We start from the raw sequence: 15,609 nt of genomic DNA on the forward strand, positions 1-15,609 counted from the left end.
TCTAAAATATGAATCTATATATTTTTTACAGTTCGATATGTACTGCACCAACCGCGCGGATATTCATCGGATATACATTCTCTTTTCCTGCAAATTTAGAAATGTAGGAAACGTAATTCTCTGTCTCTTCTTCCGGTACTACGCACATGATAACTCCGGCAAATCCGCCACCATGAATACGGCAGATACCTTTGCCCAGTTTCTCAAGGAAGAGATCTGTAAGAGCAAGTGCGACAGAAATTTTCTGCTCTGTGTAGGCTTTGATCGGATAACAGTTCTGAAGTAATTCCCATGAAGATTTTCCGGATTCGCTGAGAAGTCTCAGTACAGTCTCTCCGTCTTTCTCCTCAACGGCCTTTGCAGCTCTTTCTACACGTTCATTCTCTTTAAAGAAATGAATCGCTCTTAAGATTGCTCTGTCATTCTCAATCTCAGACATATGCGCCAGCACATCTTCAAGAGTTGTCTCGCAGAGAAGTTCTGCGCCTGCTGCTTTTGCTGCCTCTCTCATTTCCATCGGAATTTCAGAGTATTCCTGGCTTAAATCAGCATGGCCTTTTCCTGTATTTACGATTACAAGGTGGTGACCATAGTCCTGGAAGGAGAAGTTTACTTTTTCATATTTCGGGTTCTCTTTATCAGAGAAATCAAGAAGAATCGGTCCGCCTACTGCACAGGCAAGCTGATCCATTAATCCGGAAGCTTTCAGCCAGTATACGTTCTCAGCGTACTGTCCTGCTTTTGCATAGTTAATATATGTCATTGCACCATCATTAAAGAAATAGTTAATGATAGAACATACAAGCATTTCGAAAGATGCAGAAGAACTTACACCTGCTGCACGGATTACATTTGTTGTCACGTAAGCATCAAATCCTGCTACCTTGAAGCCAAATTTCTGGATAGCTTCTACCATACCAGCTACAAGAGATACTGTTCCCTGAGCCTTCGGTACATCAGAAAGCTTCTCAATATCAACAACAACTTCTTTATCATATCCCTCACTTGTGATGCGGATGATATTGCTGTTGTTCGGATAAGCGGCACCAATGGTATCCATATCAATACTTCCTGCGATTACGCGGCCGCCATTATGATCTGTGTGGTTTCCGATAATCTCTGTTCTTCCTGGTGCTGTGAAAAATTCTGCTGTATCATGATGGTAAATTTCTGCGAAGTGATCAGCGACTGCCTGAAAACGGGCTGATGATTTCTCTGCTTCGCCGTAAATACGTGTTAATTCATTTTTATTTGGAATATTCATTTCAAAAATCCTCCGGATATTTTCCGGTCTGGCCGCTGATATACAGGCTTATAAACAGCTGTATACTCTTACTTTTCGTTGTTTACAGTGGCAGTGTATGAAAAGCCAGCGGCAGACGGGAATATGTGTATGAAAGTTTGGAGTAACCGTTACTGTTACCAGTAACGAGGTAGCCTTATTACGGCTTCACTCTTGGAATTGAGTATACCTTCGTGAACTGAAAAATTCCTTAATAATTTAAGGAAGAAATAGTAAAATCTTGCGTTTATCACTCTATGCGTGTACAATATAAATATAGTTACTTTCAGTTTATCATTCATCAAGTCTTTTGACATAAATATAAGCTTCAAAGTATATAGAAAACCAAGATTGAACTGAAATATGTTATGTTGCATCAGGAGGATTTTTATAATGGCGGAAATTATAACAGATGGCTCGCAAAAAGAACTCAAAAAACACGGCAGTGACGAATTTCCTCTGCTGGTAAGCTACGAGCAGCTTTCCGGCTATAAATCCGGTTCTTTTTTATGGCACTGGCATCCGGAAATAGAAATCACACTTGTCTTAGATGGTCAGATTCTTTATAAAGTAAATCAATGTACTTACCATATGAAAACCGGAGATATCCTTCTCGGAAACGCCAATGTCCTTCATGCCGGTTTCATGGAAGATATGCAGGATGGAAAATATGTTTCCATTACCTTTCTTCCGAAAATCATTTATGGTTCTTATGAAAGCGTCCTGCGCCGAAAATATGTAGAACCATTTGTACAGAACTTCTCACTTCCCGCAATTTACATTGACCACTCCCAGCCATGGCATCAGCTTTTTGCCGGATATGTAAAAGACATCATACGTCTGTATGAAGAAAAGAATGCTTTTTATGAACTGGATATCACCGGAACTTTGCAGAAGCTGTGGCGATGCATGCTGCAAAATCTTCCGGAAGATCTTCCCTATACTGAACACAGTAAACTGGAACGTAATCGTATGCGTGAGATCATGGACTACCTGGAACACAACTATATGAACAAAATTCAGATGAAAAATATCGCAGAGGAAATCCACCTCTGCGAAAGTGAATGTAGCCGCTTATTTAAGCGCTACATGAATGTATCTTTATTTACATTTTTGCAGGAATACCGCGTAGAACGAAGCCTGGAATTTCTCTTAAGTTCCGGCGACAGCATCATGGAAGTCGCTCAGAAATCCGGATTCACAGACTCCAACTACTACGCTAAGGTCTTCTCCAAGGTCAAAGGCTGCAGTCCACAAAAATATAGGAAGCAAAATATGAGAAAAGAATAGCACAATTTCCGGCGATTCCTATGAGAACCTTCCAGACACTTATGTCATCTTTATCTGTGATTTTGATCCTTTTGGTGATGGGCTTTATCGCTATACTACCAATACTGTCTGCAGAGAAACTGGTAATTCTATAAATGATGGTATTGTAACAATTTATCTCAATGCCCACGACAAAAATAACACTGATATTCCCGATGAACTATTACAGTTTCTGGATTACGTAAAAAATACCGGGCGTAAAGAAAACACTACAGAAGGAAAACAAAAAGTTCTCCTTGATTCTCTCGAATCTAAATTTGCCGTATCTCCTGAATTAAAAGAAATAATTTGCGCTGAGACTAACCCTGCAAAACTTAAATCCTGGTTTCAACTTTCTCTTAGCGCCTCTTCTCTTGAAGAATTCAGAGATAATATGTAACATTTCTTTACAAGTCAAAACTGGAAACAAACTTAAGTAAATAAAAAATGTTTCCAGTTTTCCCTTTCTCATATTTATTTAAAAATATATAAAACACAACATTTTTATAAAATTCTACGCTCATCTCGAGCAAAGTTTCTCATTAACTATCAATTTATAGAAGCAGAAGAACTCTTTTTAATCCCCTTTCCATCCATTATATTGTTTTTTATAAACCTCTGTGCTACAATGCCTGCAGATATCTTCAAAGCAATGCTTTTACATTTATAATCACGCGAAAGGAATTAAAAAATGGAATTATTAAATGGACGTCCTGCCACTAACGCCGGGCGATTAGAAAAAGAAATACGTGTTTACGATTTATTAGACTCTCTTGGTATCTCCTATGACCGGATAGATCACGAGGCAGCAATGACTATTGAAGCATGCCAGGATATAGACGCATTATTCGGAACACATATGTGCAAGAACCTCTTCCTGTGCAACAGACAGGAGACAGACTTCTATCTCCTGCTGATGCCAGGAGATAAGAAATTTAAAACAAAAGAACTCTCCTCTCAGATAAACACCGCCCGGCTCTCCTTTGCCAATGAGAAACATATGGAAGAATTACTGGATATCACTCCGGGTTCTGTAAGTGTTATGGGACTGATGAACGACAAGGACAATAAGGTACAGCTCCTGATTGATGAAGATCTTTTGAACCAGGCTTATCTTGGCTGCCATCCATGTATCAACACTTCCAGCCTCCGTATAAAGACAAATGATATTTTAAATGTATTTCTCCCTGCCGTTCATCATCAGGCACGTTATGTGAAATTACTTGGGGAATAATCTATCAAAAAACTACCTGATAAAAATTACCAAGATTATCCTTCCTGTCATATACACAGACAAATAAAAACTGCTATATCAAACATTTCCTGATATATGTTTCTTTGAATAACAAGCCAAATATATCATTCTTGTTTCTATAGCAGTTTTTAGTCAATCCCTGTCTTTATATTCTTTCGGTAACTCTCGAAATATTTTTTATTCTATTACTTTATACACAGCAGTTCCAAATGCAGGAAGTGAACATCTTCCTGTTGCTTCTGTTTTATCATAAAGTGCGATCATTGGTTTCTGAAGTGTATATTCAATCTTTTCAGCCTGGTAGTTTAATACAAAAATGTATTTCTCTCCATCCTTCTCACGCATAATCACTTCCGCTGTTTCCGGAGCTTCAATATATTCTTTAAATGGCTCTTTAATCTTCAGATAATCAAACAATGCTTCAGTATTTTCCTTATTGAAAGTTGCACCCAGATGGAGTACCTGTCCTTTGCCAACTGCATGGCAGGTAAGCGCAGGATTTCCTTCATAATAACTGTTTCCATAGACGGCCAGTGTTTTTGTGCCTTCCAGCGGTGTAATGATATCATTAAATACCGGCATTGGTATTTTCTTATCGCCAAACTCTGCAAATACCTCGTCTTCTGCAGGACTTGTAAATGTAAAATCACGTACATCTGTACCGGTGAGTTCTGCCAGCAGCCCTGGCTGTGGAAGCATCACACATTTGCCATTCATATCTTTATAACCTGAACGGCATCCGATAACTAATGTTCCTCCCTGCTCTACATATTCTTTCAGAAGTTTCACACGTTCTTCACTGATCAGTACCGAATGTGCATAAAACAGTACCGGATATTTCGTCAGATCTGTAAGTTCACTGTCCTCCTGCAGATATACCATATCGTATGGTGTATGTGTCAGCTGAGCAGCTTTAAAGATTCCCTGCTCACTTGCTCCTGCAACTCTGTTATGCCATGCGTCTACAGAAGTATCCCATTCGTTATCATAATCCTTAACGATTGCAAATGCTGCTTTATATTCCGAATTGCATACACCGTCAATTGCTTTTAACTTCCTATAGAAATCCTGAACCTCTCTGTATTTACGATTCTCACGATTATCATAATCCAGAATTCCATGCCAGTAGATTTCTGTGCCAAATGTACAAGTTCTCCAGCGAAAGAAAGAAATATAATCAGCACCGTGAGCTACACTCTGCATTGCCCAGAGAGTTAACTGTCCCGGACGCGGAGACGGTGCTTCCATTCTGGTTGTCCAGCCATTTCCACCGGACTGCTGTTCCATAATTCCAAAATGAGGGCAAATAGAACGTACCTCTGCGAGATTATGGGACCATTTACGATCATTCAGATCATCACTGTGTAGCGGATCGCGATCCAGACCAAATGCAAAATCCGGATAAGAATCATAGCAATAAACATCAAGAGACTCTTTCTCCATTTTATGATTGTCGAGATTCCAGAATTTACCATTTGTTGTGATATAGTCTCCCGGTTTTACATATTTTTTGATAATCTCTGCCTGCATTTTACAGAAATGACGGGCACTCTCTGAAATAAATCTGATATAATCCAGATGCTGATGAGGATTAATTCCCTGACTTAAAACCGGGCGCAGAACATAAATCTGATCCCATGCTGTATAAGTCTGATTCCAGAAGGTAGTTCCCCATGCTTTATTTAATTTCTCCAGAGTTCCATACTGTTTTCTGAGAAATTCACGAAATGCAACAGAATCTGCCTCTGAATAAAACTCATTCACTTCACAGTTGATCTCATTATCAATCTGCCATCCCACGATTGCCGGATGTTTCGCATAATGAGCAGCTTCTCTCTCCACAACTCTTGCACAAAGTCTCTGATAAACCGGTGAGTTATAATTATAATGTCTTCTTCCTCCATGTCTGAGAAGCACACCATCTTTCCGTGCATTTAAGACTTCCGGATATTTCTCTGTCAGCCATGCAGGAGGAGTTGCAGTAGGTGTTCCGAAGATAACCTTCATCTGCTTTTCACTGCACAGATCCAGGAATTCATCAAAAAAATCATAGGTAAAAACACCTTCCTCCGGCTCTACTTTGCTCCATGCAAACTCTGCAATACGGATTACAGAAATTCCGGCCTTCTTCATTCTGTCAAGATCATCTGCCCAGAGTTTCTTATCCCAGTGTTCCGGATAATAACAGGTTCCCATTGTCAGTTCGTTCCATTTGTAGTTCTGTTTTGCATTCATTGTCATGTCCTCCACCAAACATTTATATTTCATTCTGAGTATGATTGCCAGGTACCTGCATTACAGGAATCCTGAAAGTCACCTCTGTTCCTTCTCCCGCTACACTTGTCACATGAAATTCACATGCTTCTCCATATAACAAATTCAACCTTCGATATACATTACTCAATCCAATACTGCTTTTTTTATTTTTATCACTATAATTCTGAATGACCTGTTTTAACTGCTCTTCATCCATGCCTTTTCCATTATCCGTCAGATTAAACTGAAGATATTTGTTATCACATAGCTGAATGTTGATCCACAAGATACCTTTTTCAATCTGTTCTTCCAGACCATGTCCAATACTGTTTTCTATAACCGGCTGAATGATAAAGCTTGGTATATAGAAATTCAGCACTTCATCAGGAATATTATGTCTGATCTCTATTTTGTCTCCAAACCTGTATTTCTGGATAAATAAATAGTTATCTACAACCTCCATTTCCTGTTTTACCGTATAATAGTCTTCCCTTTTAATACTTGCCCGGAGAAATTTTCCCAGAGCAACTGCCAAATCCGTTATTTCACTGTTTCCATTTGAAAAGCCAAGCCAGCTTATCGTATCCAGGCAGTTATACAGAAAATGAGGGTTGATCTGCATTTTCAGAAATTCGATTTCAGCCTCTCTGTTTGCGATTTCCAGTGTATAATTCTTCTCTATCAGATTCTGTACCTTATCTGCCATCTGGTTATAGACCATACCAATCTGGCTGATCTCATCCTGACTTTCCACCTTGAATCGGGAATCAAAGTTTCCTTCCTGATATGCAGTCATACTATCCACCAGCTTCTTTGTCGGTTTTACCATAACTCTGGCGACATGTCTCATTATTACCAGAGACACCAGAATCACGATTCCAAACGTAAGAAGTACACTCAAAAGGGCAATTCCGATATCTTCTACAACTGCCCTACGTTGATAGTAGAAACCAAAAGCCATCCATTGTTCATATACTGATATGTGAAATAGCTATTCTTCTCAGTACTGGGATCTCTGACAATTTTTACTCTCTTAAAATCTCTGGTCTTCAGTGGAAAAGAAATTCCCAGCATATTTTCTTCACTGGATGCAATAATATCCATCTCATTATTCAAAAGATAAAAACGGTTTTTATAAGTACTCGGAACAGATCGAAGCTTCTCACTGAAGTATGAATTTTTACATTCAATAACCATATATCCAATAGGCTTAAAATCGTCAACACTTAAGATTGCGCGATACAGGCCAACCATCCCGTTTTCTTCATCGTCTGCCCATAATGCACCTCCGTTTTTTGCATATATCTTTTCTCTTGTGATATCATCGGCTTTCATCTTTTTGCCGGAAGTTCCTATTACAATTTCCACACCATCAGAAGAATATATTCTGGCTGATACAATACCTGGAATATTAAAAATACTTCCTCGAATATCTCTGGAAATCGCTGCCTTTTCAATCTGAAAAGATGTTTTCTCCGGTTCCATAACCTTTTGATGATTAATTGATTTTAAATTCTCCTGCACACTGTTATTGATCAGAATTGACACAGAAAGTTGATCTATCTGGCTGATTCTTTCTTCTATTCCTGTTTCCGCAGCTGCAGTAACATCATTCATATGAGATTTTGCCTGTGAATTATAAACGCTCGAAAAACGAATTCCAAAAACAATCAGAAGAACCATACAGGAAATGAACATTAACAGCATATAAACTTTAAAAATTTTGTTCATCAGGCCGCCATTTGTTTTTAAGCCACCTGTTTTCTTTAATTTATTTTGTCTTGCCATATCACTTTCCATTTCCAGCTTTACTGTTCAGAATTTCATAAAGCCCCGAGAGAGTTTCTCCCGCTTTCACTTCTGTAATTCGACGGTGTACATCCAAATGTTTTCTTAAACAATTGTGAAAAATAATGCTGGTCATTAAATCCTGTTTTTTCACACGCATCGCTTATCTTTTCACCTGTTTTAAGAAGACTCGCAGCACACATCAGACGAATCCCGTTTAGAATATCCACAAAAGTATAGCCTGTTTCTTTCTTAATCTTACGTGAAATATAACTCTCTGAAAAATGATACTTCTCAGCCAGATCTGACAAAGAAATATTCTGCTCATAATTCTGCGCGATATCAGTCAGAATCGATTTGATTGCACCGGATGACTGTACAAAAAGACTGTTTACCTGCGATACCGCATCATGCTTTTCCCCAAATTCATCCTTCTGGCTTAATAACTTCTGTTCAAATCTTTTCTGTTCCAGACGGTGCATAACGTTATGCATTGTTTCCATCAGTTCATTTGGAGAAACCGGTTTAAGCAGATATTCATATACACCATATCGCATTGCCGATCTTGCATATTCAAATTCTGAAAATCCAGATAAAACTACAACAGCCACATCCATAGAGCGTTCTTTCACCATCTGCGCCAGTTCCAGTCCACTGAAACCGGGCATTCTGATATCGAAAATAACCAGATCTATCGATGTGCTCAATAAAAGTTCTTTCGCTTCTACTCCATTTGCAACCGAATACACATCTGTAATTCCTATTGATTTCCAGTCAAGACTCAGCAGTCCCCTGCGAATTACAACCTCATCATCTGCAATCAACAAATTCATAACATTACCACCTTTTTCTGATTCAAAGAATCACTGCCCCATATAAGAAGCAGTGATTTCTTTTTTCTGAATCATATCATCCTTTTACAGCACCTGCAACCATACCTTCCATAATTTGCTTATGTAATAAAATATAAACTACAATGCTAGGAATAATTGTAATAATAACTGCCGCGATCATACCTACATAGTCTGTAGAATACATCGCCTGGAAGTTGGTAAGTCCTACCGGCAGCGTCATTTTTGAACTTTCCGTGAGGAAAATTCTCGGCAACAGAAGATCATTCCACACATTGATAAACTGAACGACTGCAACTGTTACAACTGAAGATTTTGCTATTGGCAGGATAATCTTAAAGAAGCACTGAAATACCGTACATCCGTCAATAATTGCTGCCTCTTCAAGTTCTGTAGGAATACTTCTCATAAATCCGCAGATAATGAAAATGGCCATCGGAAATCCTACAGCAATCTGCGGAATAATAACAGCAAGATGTGTATCCAGAAGCCCCATCCCCTTAAAAATAGAGAACAGAGGAATTACCAGAGCATAAATAGGAATCATCATTCCTAAAAGGAAAATACTATGTGTAAGGTTTGCAAGCTTCCAATGCATTCTGGCAATTGCATAAGATGCCATTGTTGCAAGGATTACAGTAACCAGAACCGCAGAAACAGCAATAATAACTGAGTTTCCAAAGTATCTGAATACACCACCTTTTACAACTGCATTTACATAGTTTGTCATTGACCACTGTTCCGGTAATCCCCATGTATTCGTATACAATTCAGCATTCGTTTTAAATGATGCCAAAAACAGCCATACAAGAGGGTAGATACAAAGAATCGTAAACCCGATCAGCGATATATATTTAATAACGAGCCATATATTTTCTGAGGCACTTCTCTTCATTTCCCAACACCTCCTACACTGTTTCGTCTGTCTTGAATACTCTGTTGGAAATTCCTACAGATAATATACACAGTAACATTAAAACAACACCGATTGCACTGGCATATCCATAATTCAGAATATTAAATGACTGATAATACATATATGTAGACATAACCTCTGTTGCATGGTTTGGTCCACCTGAAGTCATAACAGCAACCAAATCGTAATATTTCAGAGAACCTGTAATAATCAGAACCGCGTCAATTTTCAGGATTGGTTTGATAAGCGGAAATGTGATGTACTTAAACTGCTGCCAGCCTGTAGCACCATCAATCTCAGCAGCCTCATAGAAAGAAGAATCAATATTTCTCATTGCAGCTAGCTGAATTACCATATGATAACCAACATACTGCCACATGATAACAATAATGATACAAAGCATTGCTGTCTCTTTGTTAGCCAGCCACATCTGCTGCAGACCGCCAAGTCCGATTGCCTTTAAGAATCCATTCAAAAGACCATAGTTACCATTGTAAATGAATGTCCATGTAAGACCAACTGCTACACCACAGATTACGCATGGAAGGAAAAATACAGTCTGGAAAAATGATGCACCTTTGATTTTTTTGAAGATTGCATTACCAAAGAACATTGCTAATGGCATATGTGCCACCAAAGATCCGACAACCATCAGAATATTATTTCCAAATGCATGTTTAAATGTTTTATCACTGAAAAGACTCAGATAATTTTTGATTCCTACAAAGTTCATCTTTGACATCAGGTCTGTATCAAATAATGAAAGATACACATTATAAAAGATAGGAGCTAATGCAAAGATTGCATAAATAATAAATGCAGGCAATACAAAAAGTGCTATGGTTTTCTTATTACCCATTACTTTATTCATAGACAACTCTCCCTTTTAACAAGCGGAACCCAATGTAAAATCTCAGGTTCCGCCAGTTTATTTAACAATCTGTTTATTTACTCTTGCTTTCTGCATAAGACTGCAGGGTATCAAATGCTTCCTGCACATCATCACCGTTTGCAATTCCAATTGCTGTATTGTTAAATTCATTTCCAAGATCAGTATCTACACGGTCAAACCATGGCGTCTGTGCCTTTGCATCTCCCAGAAGATTTACGAAATCTGCACACAGCGGTGTTAATTTTGAATCGTCGATATCAATGTTTGTACTTGGGAAACGTCCATAATCATAAAGTAATGAAGAAGTTGATTCTTCGTTTGTCATATATTTTAACAGTGCTACTGCAGCATCTACATTCTTGCAGTTCTTAGTAATCGCATAAGAAGTATCAACAGAGCCAACTTCTACACCTGCATATTCTTCATTTACTGCCGGCATTAAGAAACAACTAATATTTTCTGCTTCTGCAGCATTCTCTTTCTTATCCAGATTGGAGATTTCCCAACATCCGTTGAAGTACATTGCTGTCTGTCCATTTGCAAATTGTAACTGTGCCTCTTCTCTTGATACTCCGGTAAATCCATCTTCAAAATATCCTTTATTAACTTCTTCCTGGAACAGTTTACCAGCTTCAACCATACCTTCATCGTTCCATTTTCCTGTGCCGCCTTTTATAGAGTTGAATAAATCCTCGCCTTTAATTCCATCACTCAGCTGCTGGATATACTGAGATACAAGCCATGCATCATCCGCTGTAGAAGCTAATGCAACAGGTGTAACTCCATTTTCTTTTAATGTGTCGCATACCTGAACATACTCATCATATGTAGTCGGAACTTCAAGACCATATTTATCAAAAATTGCTTTGTTATAATACATGATAGCTGTACTCTGCTGAGTCGGAATCGCATATACTTCACCATCATATGTTAAAGGATCTGAAGATACCTCCATTGAAGCTGTTCTTCCACTCCTCGTCTTCATCCAGATATTTCTGAAGGCTGACGATTTTATCACCATTTACAAAGTTTTCAAGATATCCAAGTTCCCATGTAAAGATAATATCTGTTTCAGAGTCAGAAGCCATCATTGTTGTCAGTTTTGTCTTATAGTCAGAGTTGGTTACGTTCTGAATTTCTACCTTTACTCCATACTCGTTGGACTCATTAAATCCATCAATGATCTTACGGTATCCTTCCATATATGCATCTGAATCAGAACCGTTCATCATAATAGTCATTGTTTCTGAACTGCTGTCTGCTTTTGAGTCTGAAGAATCAGAGCTTCCACCATTGCTTCCACAGCCGGTAAGCATACTTGCAGCCATTGCACCGATCAGTAAACACACTGTAAATTTTTTCATCTTATTTCTTTCCTCCCTGTTTGTGATATTTGTATATATCTCTGTGTTTTCCATAAGAACATTTTATCAATTTTTACATTCATTTAAAGAAAGAATTATATCCTTTTTGTTTGTTATTTTGTCATTCATTTGTTAGTTTTTTGTCTTTTATAGTTTTTGCACAATATAATATCAATATTTAAAGGCAATATAAAACACAGGAATATCTATAAGAAAAATCTCCCTGTGTTTTACATTACCTATATTTTATGCTTCTTCAACAATTTTTATATTCCATGGTGAAACCGTGATGCTTTCTCCATCCTGTACAGATTCTCCTGATAACAACTCTGTACCGTTTTTTCCATAATAAGAAACTTTCTGTTCTTCTGCAGAATAGTTCAGGATATATCTGACACATTTTCCCAGATCGTTGGTTCCTTTTCTTACGATCACCGGCCATCTGTATTCCGGAAGCTCTAACTCAGCGCTCCTAAGTGCTTCTGTGATCACTGCTTTTAAAGTATTGTCATCTGTCATGCAACCAATGTAGATGGCAGTTCCTTTTTCATAATGATTCTTAGTGATTGCTGCATATTCTTTCCAATTATAATGGTCATAAAATGCCAAAACTTCAGCTTCCTGTGGCATTAATAATTCCATGAATACTTTAGCTGTTGCAGGCACATCTGTATTTTCTTCAGTCTCAATAATTTCTTTTGTTTCGTTTTTCTTATCTGCTTCATCTGCACCACTTTCTCGGATAATACTTCCAGTCAGTCCGACATTCTTCGGGAAGGTAAACTGCTGATAGTTGATTCCGAAGCAGTTACTTAAAATATGCGGCTGCATTTCATGACTTACCTTAATATTCTCATTCGCAAATGCCGTCTTAAATGTTGCCACCAACGTACCACCATCTGCCACATACTGTTTCAGTCTTTCCAGAAGTTCATCTGGTGCTGCATAGAGTGCCGGGATAAAGATTGCTTTATACTGTTCCAGATTATCAGATTCCGGCCATACGAAGTCACACTCAATATTCATCTGATACAGTGCATCATAAATCCAGCGAACAACATCATTGTATCCAATGCCATTATTTCCTGCCGCAGTTGCCTCGATTCCGAACCACTTGAGAGCCGTTAATGCCTCATTACTTACAAGGATAGCAACATGATTTTTCTTCTTCAGATTCACCAGATGACTTCCGATTTCTGAGAATTCCTTACCCATAATACATGCTTCGCGATATGGTGCATTCTCCTGCATGTCATGACTGAGAAGTCCCTTCCAGTATGTCTCAAAAGAATTATGAATAGAATGCCAATGCCAGTACATTACGCTGTTAGAACCACTTGCAAGGTGACTATAACCCTGAAGTCTGAGCTGTCCCTTGTACGGAGTCCATCCCGGATAACCCTGTGCTTCTGTTTCCAGAACAAGGTAGTTATCTCTCTTTAAAGAACGTGTCATATCACCACCAAATGCAATCTCTGCCCCTGTCAGATCATCCTGTGTTGGATGATAAATATCTGTGCCTGCAATCGTCAGTGCCTTCGCTGCATGATAATGGTTTACATCCGGCTGTACTCCATAGGAATATCCCCGCCATTCAAAGTCAAAATTATGAGTGATAAACTGATCTTCTCTGCGGTATTCGTTTACGATATCTGCCTGCCAGCTTAAGAATTCATCTACCAGTGTTCTCTGGAACTTCTCGAACTCTGCACCAAGACTTCCATTGATAGTTCCTCTTACGTCCGGGAAATCTTCCCATGCATTGATACGGTTACTCCAGTAATCCAGACCAAATTCATAATTCATGGCATCCAGATCATTATTGAATTTCTTACGGAGGTATTTTACAAATTTCTCCTGAACATTTTTACCTGCTGTCCCGTAATACTTAGTTTCATTATCTACCTGGAAGCCAATAACACATTTTCTGTGTGCAGTGCATTCCATTAATTTGCGGATCACACGCTCCGCATAGAAACGATAGACCGGATGAGTGATATCCATTATCTGACGGGCTCCGTAGATTCCTCTGCCTTTTACAGTTTCTGCTATAACATCCGGATGGGATTTCACCATCCATGTAGGAATTGCATATGTAGGAGTTCCGATGATCACATTGATCCCGGCTTCCTCCATTGCGTCCATAACACGTTCCACATGTGAGAAATCAAAAACACCTTCCTGTGGTTCGCAGGTGCTCCATGTGGATTCTGCGATCCTTACTGTATTGATTCCTGCCTTTTTCATCATTGCCACGTCTTGCTGCAGGCGGTCATATGGCATATATTCATCGTAATATGCTGCTCCGTAGAGAAGTTTCTTCATTAATAATATCCTCCTGACTGATACTCTGACTGTAATGTTCCTTTTAATTGTTTTCTTATATTAACTGAAATCTGCAGGATATGATATCACATATCTCGGGTAAATATCATTTTTCTCAGATAAATATCACTTATTTGTTTTACATCCTTTCCACTCCTAAAACAGGAATAAAAACCCCGGAAATCTGGTACACTTCCGGGGTTTTGTCGTCTATCACAGACATATATTATCCTTTTGCCTACAAGCACTATAGCATATGCAAATCAGGAAATCAATATTCCTCTGCTTTCTGTAATTCTTTTTTATTACTCCGCAGAAACAGTATTCTGCTCCAGATATTTCTTCAGTGAAGAGACATACAGATTCCCCACCTTGCTGAGAATCGAATTCTTTCTGGTAATATAGCCGATCTCCATGTCGCTGTTCTGGTTCTGCTCATCTCCTTCAAAGGGAATTGCCAGATAGTCACTGCCATTCAGCTCCTCACAGATAATTCCGGAACACAGGGTATAGCCATTAAGTCCTACCATCAGATTCAGCATAGTCGCCCGGTCTGAAGCCTTAACTGTTCTGGAATATTCATTGGTAGACAGAATCTCCTCTGACAGATAAAAACTGCTCTTATCTCCCTGTTCGAAGGACAGACAAGGGTATTTTGCCAGCTGGCTGTAGCTGATAGATTTCTCATTTGCCAGTGGATGATTTTTCCACAAATATACATATGCCTGACAGTCAATCAAATGATGAAACTCCAGATTCGCAGAGTGGAGAAGCTTTAGCAGTGCCTTTCTGTTGAAATCACTGAGATAAAGTACTCCCACCTCGCTTTTCATGGCGCTGACGTCACTGATCACATCTGCAGTCTTTGTCTCCCTGATGGCAAATTCATATTCCGACACATCAAACTTCTGCACCATATCCACGAATGCTTTCACTGCAAAAGAATAATGCTGGGTGGAAACGCCAAATTTCTTCTTATAGGAACCACCCTCACTGTATTTCTCAACCACACTTTCATACTGTCCGTATATCTGACGGGCATACATCAGAAATTCTGTCCCGTCATTGGTCAGTGTCACACCACGGCCGCTGCGGTTGAATATAATGATTCCAAGCTCCTTCTCCAGTTCCTTCACTGCATTGGTCAGAGAAGGCTGGGAAATATACAACGCCTCCGCAGCTTTATTTAATGAACCAGTTTCGGAAATTGTGATGATATAATTCATCTGTGTTAGTGTCATGTTGTCTCTCCCTTACATATCCTTAGATCTTTTAATCAACTTTTTTCAAAGTATTTTCTCTGGCTGTAATAATTTTACTATATCATCTGAAGTTTCTCAACATTGCAATTTCTGCAAACAAAAATCTCCTG

At 38.8% G+C, this 15,609-nt stretch carries 13 protein-coding genes; 2 read left to right on the forward strand and 11 right to left on the reverse strand.

The genetic code is table 11. The features are described 5' to 3' along the window. Nucleotides 1-25: 25 nt before the first annotated feature. A complete protein-coding gene (locus tag AC058W_RS10880; protein ID WP_117845809.1) occupies nt 26-1,264 on the reverse strand; it encodes a galactokinase in 1,239 nt (412 codons plus the stop codon). Nucleotides 1,265-1,675: 411 nt separating this feature from the next. On the opposite strand from AC058W_RS10880, the gene AC058W_RS10885 reads away from it, so the two are divergent. Next, nucleotides 1,676-2,572 (forward strand): helix-turn-helix domain-containing protein, encoded by an 897-nt coding sequence (locus AC058W_RS10885; RefSeq protein ID WP_117845810.1) that lies wholly within the window; start codon nt 1,676-1,678, stop codon nt 2,570-2,572. 709 nt (nt 2,573-3,281) lie between these two features. Then, nucleotides 3,282-3,824, forward strand: coding sequence for a prolyl-tRNA synthetase associated domain-containing protein (locus tag AC058W_RS10890; RefSeq protein WP_117675528.1), 543 nt, complete (start codon nt 3,282-3,284; stop codon nt 3,822-3,824). A gap of 198 nt (nt 3,825-4,022) precedes the next feature. Here the strand turns inward: AC058W_RS10890 and AC058W_RS10895 are convergent, their stop codons facing one another. From AC058W_RS10895 to AC058W_RS10940, 10 genes are all read right to left on the reverse strand, one after another. Beyond that, a complete protein-coding gene (locus AC058W_RS10895; RefSeq protein ID WP_243009934.1) occupies nt 4,023-6,080 on the reverse strand; it encodes a beta-galactosidase in 2,058 nt (685 codons plus the stop codon). A gap of 22 nt (nt 6,081-6,102) precedes the next feature. Then, nucleotides 6,103-7,062, reverse strand: coding sequence for a sensor histidine kinase (locus AC058W_RS10900; protein ID WP_479390073.1), 960 nt, complete (start codon nt 7,060-7,062; stop codon nt 6,103-6,105). Next, a complete protein-coding gene (locus AC058W_RS10905) occupies nt 7,023-7,889 on the reverse strand; it encodes a hypothetical protein (protein WP_479390074.1) in 867 nt (288 codons plus the stop codon). The genes AC058W_RS10900 and AC058W_RS10905 overlap by 40 nt, the downstream gene beginning before the upstream one ends. A gap of 35 nt (nt 7,890-7,924) precedes the next feature. Next, complete coding sequence (locus AC058W_RS10910) at nt 7,925-8,722, reverse strand: response regulator transcription factor (RefSeq protein WP_479390075.1); 798 nt, start codon at nt 8,720-8,722, stop codon at nt 7,925-7,927. 76 nt (nt 8,723-8,798) lie between these two features. Beyond that, nucleotides 8,799-9,635, reverse strand: coding sequence for a carbohydrate ABC transporter permease (locus AC058W_RS10915; protein WP_118411483.1), 837 nt, complete (start codon nt 9,633-9,635; stop codon nt 8,799-8,801). A 13-nt stretch (nt 9,636-9,648) separates the two neighbouring features. Further along, nucleotides 9,649-10,527: a carbohydrate ABC transporter permease gene (locus tag AC058W_RS10920; protein ID WP_117675534.1), complete on the reverse strand. Its 879-nt coding sequence runs from the start codon at nt 10,525-10,527 to the stop codon at nt 9,649-9,651. A gap of 73 nt (nt 10,528-10,600) precedes the next feature. After that, nucleotides 10,601-11,503 carry an ABC transporter substrate-binding protein gene (locus tag AC058W_RS10925; RefSeq protein WP_479390076.1) on the reverse strand — a complete coding sequence of 301 codons (903 nt, stop codon included), beginning with the start codon at nt 11,501-11,503 and terminating at the stop codon, nt 10,601-10,603. Beyond that, nucleotides 11,472-11,912, reverse strand: coding sequence for an extracellular solute-binding protein (locus AC058W_RS10930; protein WP_479390077.1), 441 nt, complete (start codon nt 11,910-11,912; stop codon nt 11,472-11,474). Before AC058W_RS10930 ends, AC058W_RS10925 begins: the two co-directional genes overlap by 32 nt. A 246-nt stretch (nt 11,913-12,158) precedes the next feature. Further along, complete coding sequence (locus tag AC058W_RS10935) at nt 12,159-14,237, reverse strand: beta-galactosidase (protein WP_118411485.1); 2,079 nt, start codon at nt 14,235-14,237, stop codon at nt 12,159-12,161. Between the two features lie 305 nt (nt 14,238-14,542). Then, the gene (locus tag AC058W_RS10940) at nt 14,543-15,478 is read right to left on the reverse strand and encodes a LysR family transcriptional regulator (protein ID WP_055054165.1); all 936 of its coding nucleotides are present in this window, start codon (nt 15,476-15,478) and stop codon (nt 14,543-14,545) included. Nucleotides 15,479-15,609: the final 131 nt, after the last annotated feature.

The organism is Blautia sp. CGZ-1-C1, assembly GCF_056504575.1.